Raw genomic sequence first — 12,297 nt, forward strand, 5'->3', positions numbered from 1 at the left:
ATGTACGAATTGATTCTCATTAGCCTGTTTTTCATTGCGGCATTTTTGATTGTGTATCACCACGTTGGATACCCTATGTTACTCAAATGGGCTTCGCGAACCGCAGCGGATGCTAGCCTAGTCGATGACAACAGGCAGTATCGCGTGTCAAAGCAAGACGACGCGCGCCCCTTTATCACCATTTTGGTGCCAGCCTTTAACGAAGAGGCTTGGATTGCACACAAAATTCGTAACCTAGCGTGCCTCGATTACCCAAAAGATCGTTTTAAAGTGATCATTGCTTGTGATGGTTGCACAGATAACACGGTTGAGGTGGCTCAAGATACCATTCAAGAAGCTATTTGTAGCGAAACTCATGTTGAAATCGTTGATTTTGCAGTTAATCGCGGCAAAGTCGCCGTGATCAATCACATGATGCAAACCGTCGATAGTGACATTACTGCCCTTAGTGATGTGTCCGCTTTGATTTCAATCGACGCACTATTGTTAGCAGAACAACGCTTTCAAGACCCACAAGTGGGTGTCGTGAATAGCCGCTATCAACTCTTCGATCGACACAATATAGGTGAAGTCAAATACTGGGATTACCAAACCACGTTACAACAAGGCGAAGCGAGTTTAGGAGCCAACATAGGCGCGCATGGTGCGCTGTATTTCTTTCGCACAGCATTGTTTATGCCGCTTCAAAATAATGTCATCAACGACGATTTTGTCATTCCGATGCAAATCGTCCAATCTGGCTATCAAGCTGTCTACGAACCCAATATGGTTGCGCTCGAGCTAGAGTCGACGGATTTTCCATCTGACGTGAAGCGTCGCCTGCGTATCTCTGCTGGCAACATGCAGCAAGCGATCATGTTAGCCGGGCTGCTTAAACCTCGTTACCGTGGTGTCGCCTTTGCGTTTGGTTCAGGAAAAATGCTGCGCCTATTAACGCCCTATTTCATGCTGACCTGTTTGGTCACATCACTGTTGTTGCTACATCTTCCATTGTTTCAAGTGATGTTGGGTCTTCAGATATTTGGTTACACATTAGCAGCACTTTGCTTGCTCATGCCAAAAGTATTTTCACATCGTTACTTTCGGTTTTTGAGTTATTTCATCGCTGGTCATTCTGCCAATTTTTACGGTGGCCTTCGTTATTTATTTGGCCTTGAAAATGGCTGCTGGAAAAAAGTTTAAGGAGCAAACTATGCCTCATGTAATCAATAATTATCCTATCTGGTTCGCTAAACGTTTGTTTGACTTGTTCGGTGCCTGTCTCGCTCTATTGCTGTTCTTACCTGTTTTTCCTTTTATTGCCATCGCGATAAAAGCAACGTCAAAAGGCCCCGTTTTCTACAAACAACAGCGTGTTGGTAAATCAACTCCTCAACATATGGAGTTCTTTGACATTATTAAGTTTCGCACTATGTATATTGATGCTGAAACGCGCTCTGGTGCAGTATGGGCGACCAAAAATGATCCACGCATCACTCCTGTGGGTCGCTTCCTGCGTAAAACTCGTTTAGATGAACTGCCACAACTGATAAACGTGTTGCAAGGTGACATGTCTTTAATTGGTCCTCGACCAGAGCGTCCTTCTTTTTACCAAAAGCTAGAAAACGAAATTCCTTTCTTTGCCGATCGTACTTACGGCGTAATGCCGGGCATCACTGGCCTTGCTCAAATTAACCAAGGCTACGACACTTGCATCGATGATGTGCGCACAAAGGTAGGCTATGACCATTGCTACGCTCTATCACTGCGCTCGACCAAGTCATGGGTGATGATGGATATGAATATTGTCGCCAAAACCGTTTTAGTTATGTTCAACGGACGTGGTCAATAGATGTCGGTTTTTAATGATTATGTTCATCATGAAGGCGACACCCTTCATGATGAACAACGTAAATTAAGCTAGGCTAACACTTTGTTAGTTTGAACAATTTTGTTATCGCCTGTTTCGCTATGGCTAGCGGACACTACACCCAAGTCTATTTTAATTTCAAATAGCGACAAGAGATGGCGTTGATGTGTGACCATGACAATCTGGCAACCCTCTAAGCGGCTTTTAATCAGCCTAACGAGTGAATAAGCCGCATCCTCATCCAAACTACTGGTTGCCTCATCTAACAGTAAAAAGTTCGGACGTTGTACTAATGCTCGGGCAAGCGCTACTTTTTGTATCTCTCCACCAGAAAGCTGCAAACTCCATTCTGTTTTTTGATCGAGTTTTTCAATTAGATGAGGCAGACCCACATCCTGAAGAGCTTGAATGTAAATATTGTCATCATCGATAACTGGCGAAGGATAACTTAAACACTGTCGCATCGTAGCATTGGGTATATATGCCTTCTGCGGCAACACTAGAATGCTTTTTTGTGGCAGTTTTCTGTATCCTGAGAAATACGGCCAGATACCGGCAAGAGTCCTCAATAAGGTTGATTTACCTAAACCGCTTGGCCCGATGAAAGCGATTGCCTTTCCTGGTTCCAACTGTAGTGAAAAATTGCTCAGTAACAATTGTTGATTGGGCTTATAGACATTGAGTTGGTCACACCAATTATTAGTCTTTTCCGCCAACGTTGAACTACAACATTTGGTAGTATGTCCAAACGTTTGTTCACACTCTTCCATCGCATTAATGAACTGACTTAAACGGACTACAGTCGCACTCCAGCGAGTTAAATCGTCATAGCGAAAAATGAACCAACTCAGCGATTTATATACGTTCATAAACGCCATGCGCACTTGAAATAAACCACCAATGGTAATCGCTTTGGCCATCAACGCCGGAATGGCCGCAAAATACGGCACCATCGAAGCAATCTGATGATATGTGTTAACCACAATACCTAATTTTTTCTCTCGTCCCATTAAAGCACGCCAGTTTGATGCAATCTCAGTAAAACTATTTTCTAGTTGCTGGCGTTCAAACTCTTGTCCGCTCATCACCGCAATTTGTTCCGAATGATCACGCTTACGCAATAGCTGTGCACGAAAATTTGCTTCTCGCTTTTGCTGTTGATAAAACAGTTTATGTAGCTTTCGACCAAAAAAATGCGTAACTCCAGCGCCTAGTACCGAATACATAAGAGCTAACCAAAGTAGATAGCCCGATATTTTCACATCATCAAAGAGTGGTAGTAAAATCCGCTGGACAAATTCCACAAGATGACGCTAAAGGCAGCCAAAGTTGCAGCACTCTTTATCAAACCTATGAGCAATTCTAAAGTATCGGTAGTCAAAAGCTTAATATCTTCTGCAATACGCTGGTCAGGGTTATCGGGTTCCTGGGTTAACGTTAAATGGTAGAAGTTCTTGCCGTTAATCCAACGATTGACTAATAGCTCGGTCATCCAAGTACGCCAGCGTATTTCAGCCCATTGTTGTAACCACTTTGCATAGACCTTCATCACCACGATAAGCGCTACGATAATGATAAACTCTAGCAATAAATCATATATCAATGCTCCTTTAAGCTCCGCTAGTGCATCAAAAAAAGCTTTATTCCAATGGTTAAGTTTGACCGTTACTTGCACTAATAACAGCGACAAAGTCACCGCACCCAAAAATATAACCCACGTACCACGACTATCTCGACAAAACCAATATGGTTTAGCGAGAGCAATAAATTGTTTCAATATGTTCATAGTAATCTCAATTCACTCGAGGTATGAGTGAACAAATTAAGTCTTAATATTTTGATATTTCAGGGGTGAGTGTGGCATGTATCCAGTTCTGTGCTGTTAATACCTCTTCTAGGAATTTATCTACGTCCTCAACCGTTACGTTTGACAACCATTTAGAGTAAATTTCCGCTTGGTTTAACTCATCACCATAAAACACCCTATCACTCAGCCATTTCATTTTCTGTCTATTACTAATCGCATTGGGTGTAAGCGTGTGTTGGATTTGCTTTACAACGTTTTGTAGTTCTTCCTGCGTAACCCCTTCATTTAGAGTATCTGCGATGATTTGCTTCGCTTTCTGTCGAAGTTCCACTGCTCGTTGTGGGTCATGACCATAACTAATCAATCCGTGAATTTGTTGATAAGCGCGATCCGCTCGAATACCAAAACGCACAGAGTAAACACCACCAACGTCCTCGCGCATTCCTTCACGTAAACGTACTGACATAACACGTGAAGAAAGTTGTGCTAAATACTGTTTATCCTGAGTGATTTCGCTATCCACACTAAATAGATCACGACTTAGACCAATCGGTTCACCGCCATTTTCAACGGTAATATCATGAATTCCTGAGATGAAACCAGGCAAAATCAGCGGTTCAAATCGACGACTTTCACTAGGTAAATTACCAACGTACCGCTGGGCTAAGCGAATAACCTTCTCAGGATTCGTATCTCCTACGACAATCAAATGATGTCCATTTGCATTACCATATAGCGAATCCCATGCTTGCATTAGTGTCTGTGTATCCATGTTTTCTAACTCTTGTCGAGTTAGCGGTTGCATCGACAAATTATCTTTATAACGCACACGATCGATCGCAACATTGAATTTTCCGGTAGGGCTTTTCTCACGGCTATCGATGCCGCGTTGAAGTAGCGCTTTATTACTGCGCCAAATCTCATCATTAACCTGAGGTTCGGTAATTTGCAGATACAAGTTTTGTAATAAGTTCTCAAACGACTGGCTATCTGCACTACCAAACATGCCGTGAGTATCTTGTCCAACAAAATTCATCATTCGATTTGGGTATGCTGCATTTAATACCGACAATTGTTCACTGCTCAAACCGCCATAACCAAATGTACTCATTTGACGTAACTGATATGAAGCTTTACGCAACGATTCCGACAAATGCTGACTGCCGCCCCATCCTTGGTATCGTACATTTAGTTGATTTTTATTTTGGTCACTAAACTCGAACCAAACCTGAGTACCGTTAGATAACGTCCAATGATGAACATCGCCAAATCGCTCGTTTGCGATAATTTCGGCGGGCTTTGGCTTATTCTTCATAAGCTCATTTGGAACATCCAAAGATATTTTTAATGGCAATGGATTCTTCATCGCCTTATCCCAATGAGCCGTCACATTCAACGTCGATGGAAATTTAGCTCGATTGTTTTCACTTACCTGCGCAATAACGATTGGATTACCTTCTGACACCATTTGGCGTAGACATCGGTTTATTTCCTGTAATGTTATTTCCTGGCTAATTTCTTCAACTTTGTGGGCATAGTACTGCTGATCCACCAACGGTTGATGCGTTCGAATTCGATTAAACGTCGACATTAACAAACGACGGTTTGTTGTATCTGTCAATGAGTCAGCTATCGTGTATTGGTTAGCAATTAATTGCGTTCGGGCAGTGTCGATATCATTTTGTATAAATCCATATTCTGTAAAACTACTTACATGCGTGAACATTTCTTTTATAGCCGATGAATAATCTTCTGAGCTCAGTATTGCCATCACTCGGTTATTTCGATAATGAGTTGCAAGAGGTTGAGACATCGCAGCCATTTTGCTGATATTGTCACTACCAATAACATACAGTTCCCGTAAACGATTGTTTAGCATCGTAATGAGTAGCTCATTCACTAATTGATCTCTCAATTGTTGAGAGTTAGTTACTACTGCCATTGGAAAACGGAAATTAAGCGATAACACTTCAGTACTTATCTCCGGATCATCAATGATTGCGACCTCTAGCTGCTTATTAATAGGTAAAGTTACCTCTGGTACTATTGGCAATGATTGGGGCTTTAATAAGCCGAAATGAGACTGAAGACTTTGCTCTAACTGTTTTTGATTTAACGAACCAACAGCAATTAAAGTCATATTATTGGGGTGATACCAATCTTGCCAAAACGATTTCACCTGCTGAGCTTCTGCATTTTGTACAATATCCATATGGCCAATCGGTGAACGCTCTGCCAAAAGGCTGCCTTGAGTCAAAATTTTCCTATTTTCTCGGCTAAGGCGAGACATTAATGTCAAGCCACTGCGCCACTCCTCCTCAACGACTGGACGCTCTTTCTCTAATTCAAACTGATCAAAGGTTAAAGCACTCACTTGTTGACTTAACATATACAAACCTTCATCGAGCATCGATTGCTGATTACTTGGCAAATGCATTAGATATGAGGTGGTATAGTATTCTGTCATGGCATTCACATCTCGACCAAAAGACAGCCCGAGTGCTTCCTGATGCTCAATAAGAGTATTCGCAGGAAACTCCTCGGTACCATTAAATGCCATATGCTCAACTAAGTGAGCGATCCCCTTTTGGTGATCTTGCTCATTTAACGAACCAGCATGTACAACAAGCTGTAATGATATGCGTTTTTCTGGCTGTTCATTTTCAATCAGAATATATTTCATTCCATTGGCTAACTGACCACGAATGTACGTATTAGGTTCTTGGAATACATCGTTCTCTTTAGCGGTTTGACAACCTAACATTAGAAAATGACAAACAGAAGTAGATAATTATTTTCATAATCTAGCTTATTAAATATAACAAAGACTTTATGGAACCATTAATTGCGAAGGCTAACATTCAACCAAATTTGTCGCCCAGCATTGTAATGTTCATTCGGAATTGTATCTCCAGCTTTTACACCAGAAACTGAAACTACTTGCTGCTCATTAAGAACATTGGTTATATTCAATCCGAAATTGACGTTTTGATTAAAATATTCTGGACTCCAATACAGAGCTGTATCCCAAGTAATGAAATCATCTAATTCAGTGGAAGCGAGTGATTTAACTTTTTTCGGTACACCATCGATAATAACTTCTTCTGGTTTCAAGTAGGATGTCGTTTTTTTCCCTTGTCGGTAATTGATACGGTTGTTCCATGTCAATCCAATATTTTGCCAGTTCATCAAAATATCTAAACTGCTTTTAATTGGGAATTGATAACTACTGACATCCATTTCTGAATAACGCACTAGTTCTCCGTCAAGTAACACCCAATCATCTTGAAAACCTGACGTAGGATCATTTCCATCCCCGTAAGTTGGACTTAAATCACCGTTACCCTCTCTATGGTTATATGAGATCATCCAAAAGGCGCTTAGCTTGCCCAGTGCAAAATTATATGGCGTTACTGAAGCTAATTCTAAACTTAAGATTTGGTTATTGCTTTCTATGTTATTATGAATCTTAGACACGTTCGTATCTTCATCATACGAATAACTCAAACCATCTCGCTGCGCACGATAAATATAGGTAGTTGCGATATCAAAGTTACCTAATTCCATTTGCCAAGATGCAGAAAACTCATTGGCATAAGGGATATCTGCCGTGGTTAAATCTGCAGGTTCAAAAAACTCTGCTGTTTTACACGTCAAATTGTCTTGAGCTAAGTTATCCCAATCACCGTCATTTGGAGTACAATTTTTATAGTTTGCCTGATATGATTTTTGTTGTGCTTTAAGTGCGCTACCAAATACATCATTACTATAGTAGCGATTTGCTCCTAACGTCAGTACGCCATTGATTGATTCAATAGTATGTATACTTGTTGAAAACCTTGGTGATATGGCAGTTTGACCGAATGTATCCATCTCATCAGCTCGTACGCCGAGATTAACACTTATATTTTTCCAATAAATCTGATCTTCTATAAATAACCCATACTGCTTTGCAGCTATCTCATATTCAGCCGCTGAATAGCGTGTTAGCCTACTTATTGTTGGCTTATTAGGTACTAATTCTAACTTCTGGAACACAACTAAATCTTTTGGACGATCTACACTAGCTCGTGTATCAACGTATTGCACTCCCGCTTTAAGATTGTGTTCAATATTCTTCCAGGTTACAGGTTCAAAATAAGCAGACGACTTAAATTGCCATTTATCTTGAGATTGGGTTAAGTCACCGTAACTACCGACATTGTATTTCTCAAATTGACCATTTACTTTTCGCATTACGGTCGTGAAATAGTCCGTATCTGCATCTCGCTCATCTACTAGTTGATCATAAGATAATGAATTTAGCCAGCGAACAGATTCAAATTGTCTTTCCACTTCGAACGTACCACCTAAGCCCGAATGGGTGTTTTTAGTTTCGCTTAATTCTTGGACTGCATCATTTTGAAGAGAATCATTAGCAAACCTGTACTTTTTATGGGCCGCATAACGAAAATCTGTCGTTGTTTGCCAATCTCCAAATAGCCAAAGATGGGTGAGATATATGTTATCCATGCTCTGGTTAACGTCTTTATTATTAGCAAGTGGTATATCCGAAGATTGCTTACTGACATTTATAGCCAGCCGCTGCGTGTCACTTAACGCCCCACTGATATGGAGTGCATGCATTCTCTTTTGAAAATCTGGTTGAAACGTACCGGAGCCATCTATAGGGGTAGCATAGCTGTCAGTAAAGTTATCTCCGACTTTTTGCTTCGCATTCCATGAGCTGTCGTTCATGCGATAGTTATAATCCACGACAAACTTATCGCTTGGCTTGCGTAATTCTGCCGCGACTACGCCGCCGGTAAATCCACCTTCTTCCGCTGAGATATTGTGGTCGAGTACTTCAACTGATTCCAATAAGTTGGTATCAATAAAATACCCAGCACTATGGCCGCTAGTTATATCATGTACATGGTCATTATCGTTTCCAAAAGTCGTACTATTGTTTATGTTCACACCGTTCAGCGTATACTTGGTTTGATGTGGTCGAGCTCCGGCAAGTGATATTTCTTCAGGAGCGAGATCTCCACCTTGCATTGATGTCTGAGCATCATCAACACCCACTCGTGGCTGATTTTTCAATAATTCTGACAACGTGGGGTTATCTTTGGGAAGAATCTCTATTTCTTCTTGTGTCAACGTAACCGTTGTTCCAATAACCGTGACAACTTCTGGTTCATTTTCACTACTGTTTGCTATACCACAACAAATCGTGGTCATTACCCCTATAGCAACAGGGGAAAGTTTAAGTTGATGATTCATGCTACCTACTAACTATCAATTTAGTTAACTAACTGCAAATGCGAACAATTCGCACACTCATTGCGATGCGCAAGATAATAGTCAGTTAAGTATTAACGCCTAGCAAGGTCGATAAATTTTTAGAACACCCTCACAAAATATATGGTTATTTCCTGAGAGTAATCCCATGAAATGTGCAAAATACAAACACAATGAGATTTATACATGAACACTTTGAACAAAAAAGAGCCACATTCGTGACTCTTTTTACTTTAGCGGTAGTCACTTAAGCTTGTTGAGCGTGTAGTGCTTTGGCACTGATGATCCAATTACGTACTGCCTGTGGAGACATGATCTTTGGGTTGCCGAGGTCTTTGTCCGTCGCTGCTGCGAGTTCCGGTGGCAATACATCAATAATCAGTTCCAGATCTCGATGTGAGTCAATCTCACTCACAAACACATCCGCCATTTCTTTACTGTATGATGCATTACGCGCTTTCGCTGCTTTAACCAAGCCATCCAACAATACGTACCATGTGGTCATTGGGCCTTGAACGACAGATGCTGACTCAGCGGCTGAATCGATAAAAGCAAACGGCGTCGTTGTTATGGGCTGATTAAGCTCCATGGCGGCAAAGATCCAATCTGTATCAAACGAAAAGTCATAGACTGTAGGCTTTTCTAGGATTTTCTCTAACACCACGCGGCCATAAAGTTTAAACGCGGCTTGTGTATCTTTGATCCCCTGATCAAAGATTTGCGCGCCAATCATTCGCTGCATATGGCGTAGAGTCTTTATCCCTACCCCCCAACGCTCTTCTTGCTTAACCAATATCGAATCTGGGTGTTTACGGTTACCTAACACCACTTGTTTGTTTTGCTCAATAAATGGTTTTAGAAGTAAACCTATCTGTCCTAAATGCACCGAATTATCTGCATCAGTATAAACAACTGCATCAGCGCCATTTCGCAAAGCGGTTTCACAACCTAATACAATCGCGCCCCCTTTGCGTGAGTCATCAACATTTTGTAGGTCTTTCAGAGGCCCGGTGTGTGTAGGGATTGCGGTCGACAGTTGTAGAATGTGGACGAGGCTACTCTCTTCTGGCGTTTGTAAATTGGCGATGCGCTTAGCAATATGGGCACTATCATACGGGCAGCCATCATCGACACAAAACAGCTGCCATTTAACCAATGAACCCGCTGTTACCCACTGAAGCTGACGAATCTTTGTTCTCAAAGAATCTTCACCATTTGGGTTCGATTTGCTTTTCTCTTGTAAACGGTTTTGCTCACCCCACATGGCAAACACAACACCGATGCTCACTGGTGTTTTAATACTGTTTACATAGCGTTTCGACTCAACCAATTTGAGCGCTAGTTTAAACTCAAGTGGCGCCTCATAAGTGCTACTGAGCTCCTTTAACTGTTCTATTGGGATGTGTTCAAGCTCAAGCAATTGCTCAGCGAGATATAACAAATGGGTTTGGTGCGTATTACTGGTGAGATCAAAGTCATCACTCGAGTTCTTTATTAGGTCAATAACAAGCGAAACAGATGTATCCATACCTAAGCCTCAGACTAATTATTTGTTTTAGTTTCAATCTAAAGCCTAGTATGCAACCAGTTGAATTCAAGTTATCAAAAAGGATTGTCGTTCTATGCGCCTTACTTACAACGACGGTCAGGCGTGAATACGAAATTTCTGTAATGTGCTTGATAACGGTTGCGGTTATCAACATTGAACAGACCAGCCCAATTGGCAACACCAGGATCAGTTGCCCATACATTCGCCATTACTCGCAATTTTGAGTGAGCAGCGTTAGGAATTGGATCAAAACGATTATTGCGAACTTTTAATATTGATTTGCCATCAATAAACCATTCCAAAAAATCCTTTCCCCAATATATTCCATAGCGATGAAACTCTTGAGATGCATCAAAATCTAGGAAAATCAACGTCTCATGAGTGTTGCTATAATCATCATCATCGGTCCAGAAATTGAGTTGAACCATATTGGTATTGGATCCAAGAAACTCGATATCAATTTCGTTGTGACGTCCACTACCATCGACAGGTTTGTCATGGGGACCAGCAAATAGGAAAAACGAAGAAATAACTCCCGGCGCTTTAATCGGCTTCATATCGACTTCGTAGCAACCATAGGAATAATAATCATGGCTGCGTAATTCACCAGAAAAGAACGTTCGTTCCCCTTGCTCATTAAGAACACTATCCGGCCCCAGTTCAATGCTCATGCCTTTGCGACCAAATCGCACCGCTTCTGCTTCCCAGCGACTAAAAAACGGGTAACCATTTTCCCAACCATCTGCTAACTGCCAGACTGATTGATCAAAACTATTTAAATCGTCAGAAAATGCATCTGCGTTGCTAAGCGGCACCGAGAATGGTGAATGAGACAATCCCAGTAGCATGGCAGCCATTGGTATTTTTTTCATTTATCTTCCTCCACCGCTGGCGCGAAACTTCTTCGCTGAGTTGCTGTTACCCCTTTACCGCTCTGTGCCCCTAAGTTACCTCGAAACTTAGCTTGTTCATCATCTGAGCCTTCACTTTGCTTTAGTGGTTGGTCACTTTGCTGTGGTGTGATTGGTTGTTGCTTCATATCCTGCTCAATGATTTCTGGCCTTGATCCCAACGGATGAGCGATAACGGTCGGTTCGGAATTTTTTTGCTTCGGTTGAACGCTTTTTTGATCGAGCATTTCTTTAATTTTGGGGTTGGATTGTTGAGCAACCTTATTAGGAACAAAGGTTTGTTTGGTTGCAAAGCCTGAATCCAATTTCAATGCATTGTTCGGTGAATATTGCTTTAATTGGGCACCATCGGCGGCAGTTTGTGCTTGTTCTGATTGAGATGCCTGCAGAGTTTGTGTTGCTAAATTCGAGGACGGCTTTTGGTAACTAAAGTAAGCAAGCCTTTGCTGCCAAACTTCCACCAGCGAATAAAGCTCTAGCCATTGGTTATCAATATTTACCCCACTATCGCCAACGGGCATATTTACTTGTAGCCGCGAACTCGATTGTTCATACTCGGTATGCAGATTACGCTGTACTTCCTCCCAACTGCTCCCCGACATCAAGAAGTAGCGCACGCTGTTAGCCCAATATTCATAGGCAATAGGGTCATTGTTTTTTTCGGCTGCGATAGCAGCAAGCCCATCAGCAAGACCAGCGACTTGCCACATTTGCTTCGCACCAATTTTTCGCTCTAACGTCATCGCAAAGCGACTTTGGGCGTGAAAACTATCCGCAGCTTGAGCATAGCGACCCTGTCCTAAAAGTAAGGTTGGGGTAACGAGCAAATCAATTGCAGGCTCTTGCAATACGGCCTGAGCTGAACTCAACCCAGATACCCATATAAGGCTAAGTATAA

8 protein-coding genes and 1 pseudogene are annotated in these 12,297 nt (G+C 41.7%); 2 read left to right on the plus strand and 7 right to left on the minus strand.

From position 1 onward, the window contains the following. Positions 1 to 1,182, plus strand: coding sequence for a glycosyltransferase family 2 protein (locus Vt282_RS07265; protein ID WP_162062988.1), 1,182 nt, complete (start codon positions 1 to 3; stop codon positions 1,180 to 1,182). A 10-nt stretch (positions 1,183 to 1,192) separates the two neighbouring features. Then, the gene (locus Vt282_RS07270; RefSeq protein ID WP_162062989.1) at positions 1,193 to 1,831 is read left to right on the plus strand and encodes a sugar transferase; all 639 of its coding nucleotides are present in this window, start codon (positions 1,193 to 1,195) and stop codon (positions 1,829 to 1,831) included. A 68-nt stretch (positions 1,832 to 1,899) separates the two neighbouring features. Here the strand turns inward: Vt282_RS07270 and Vt282_RS21700 are convergent, their stop codons facing one another. From Vt282_RS21700 to Vt282_RS07305, 7 genes and pseudogenes are all read right to left on the minus strand, one after another. Then, the gene (locus tag Vt282_RS21700; RefSeq protein WP_232055163.1) at positions 1,900 to 2,619 is read right to left on the minus strand and encodes an ATP-binding cassette domain-containing protein; all 720 of its coding nucleotides are present in this window, start codon (positions 2,617 to 2,619) and stop codon (positions 1,900 to 1,902) included. 63 nt (positions 2,620 to 2,682) lie between these two features. After that, positions 2,683 to 3,635, minus strand: a pseudogene (locus Vt282_RS21705) (SbmA/BacA-like family transporter); the annotation flags it as partial. 43 nt (positions 3,636 to 3,678) lie between these two features. Next, on the minus strand, positions 3,679 to 6,420 hold the full coding sequence (locus tag Vt282_RS07285; RefSeq protein ID WP_162062992.1) for a M16 family metallopeptidase: 2,742 nt from the start codon (positions 6,418 to 6,420) through the stop codon (positions 3,679 to 3,681). A 77-nt stretch (positions 6,421 to 6,497) separates the two neighbouring features. Further along, positions 6,498 to 8,921 (minus strand): TonB-dependent receptor plug domain-containing protein, encoded by a 2,424-nt coding sequence (locus Vt282_RS07290; RefSeq protein WP_162062993.1) that lies wholly within the window; start codon positions 8,919 to 8,921, stop codon positions 6,498 to 6,500. A 265-nt stretch (positions 8,922 to 9,186) separates the two neighbouring features. Further along, positions 9,187 to 10,467: a glycosyltransferase gene (locus Vt282_RS07295; RefSeq protein ID WP_162062994.1), complete on the minus strand. Its 1,281-nt coding sequence runs from the start codon at positions 10,465 to 10,467 to the stop codon at positions 9,187 to 9,189. Between the two features lie 101 nt (positions 10,468 to 10,568). Continuing rightward, positions 10,569 to 11,360 carry a family 16 glycosylhydrolase gene (locus tag Vt282_RS07300; RefSeq protein ID WP_162062995.1) on the minus strand — a complete coding sequence of 264 codons (792 nt, stop codon included), beginning with the start codon at positions 11,358 to 11,360 and terminating at the stop codon, positions 10,569 to 10,571. Then, positions 11,357 to 12,268 (minus strand): hypothetical protein, encoded by a 912-nt coding sequence (locus Vt282_RS07305; protein ID WP_232055025.1) that lies wholly within the window; start codon positions 12,266 to 12,268, stop codon positions 11,357 to 11,359. Before Vt282_RS07305 ends, Vt282_RS07300 begins: the two co-directional genes overlap by 4 nt. Positions 12,269 to 12,297 lie beyond the last annotated feature (29 nt).

The organism is Vibrio taketomensis (genome assembly GCF_009938165.1).
In the GTDB taxonomy this organism is placed as follows: domain Bacteria; phylum Pseudomonadota; class Gammaproteobacteria; order Enterobacterales; family Vibrionaceae; genus Vibrio; species Vibrio taketomensis.

Excerpts from the sequence above, each read along its gene's own strand:
- Vt282_RS07270 (WP_162062989.1), top strand. The coding sequence starts at position 1,193 with ATGCCTCATGTAATCAATAATTATCCTATCTGGTTCGCTAAACGTTTG.
- Vt282_RS07295 (WP_162062994.1), bottom strand. The coding sequence starts at position 10,467 with ATGGATACATCTGTTTCGCTTGTTATTGACCTAATAAAGAACTCGAGT.
- Vt282_RS07265 (WP_162062988.1), top strand. The coding sequence starts at position 1 with ATGTACGAATTGATTCTCATTAGCCTGTTTTTCATTGCGGCATTTTTG.
- Vt282_RS07290 (WP_162062993.1), bottom strand. The coding sequence starts at position 8,921 with ATGAATCATCAACTTAAACTTTCCCCTGTTGCTATAGGGGTAATGACC.
- Vt282_RS07285 (WP_162062992.1), bottom strand. The coding sequence starts at position 6,420 with ATGTTAGGTTGTCAAACCGCTAAAGAGAACGATGTATTCCAAGAACCT.
- Vt282_RS07300 (WP_162062995.1), bottom strand. The coding sequence starts at position 11,360 with ATGAAAAAAATACCAATGGCTGCCATGCTACTGGGATTGTCTCATTCA.
- Vt282_RS21700 (WP_232055163.1), bottom strand. The coding sequence starts at position 2,619 with ATGGAAGAGTGTGAACAAACGTTTGGACATACTACCAAATGTTGTAGT.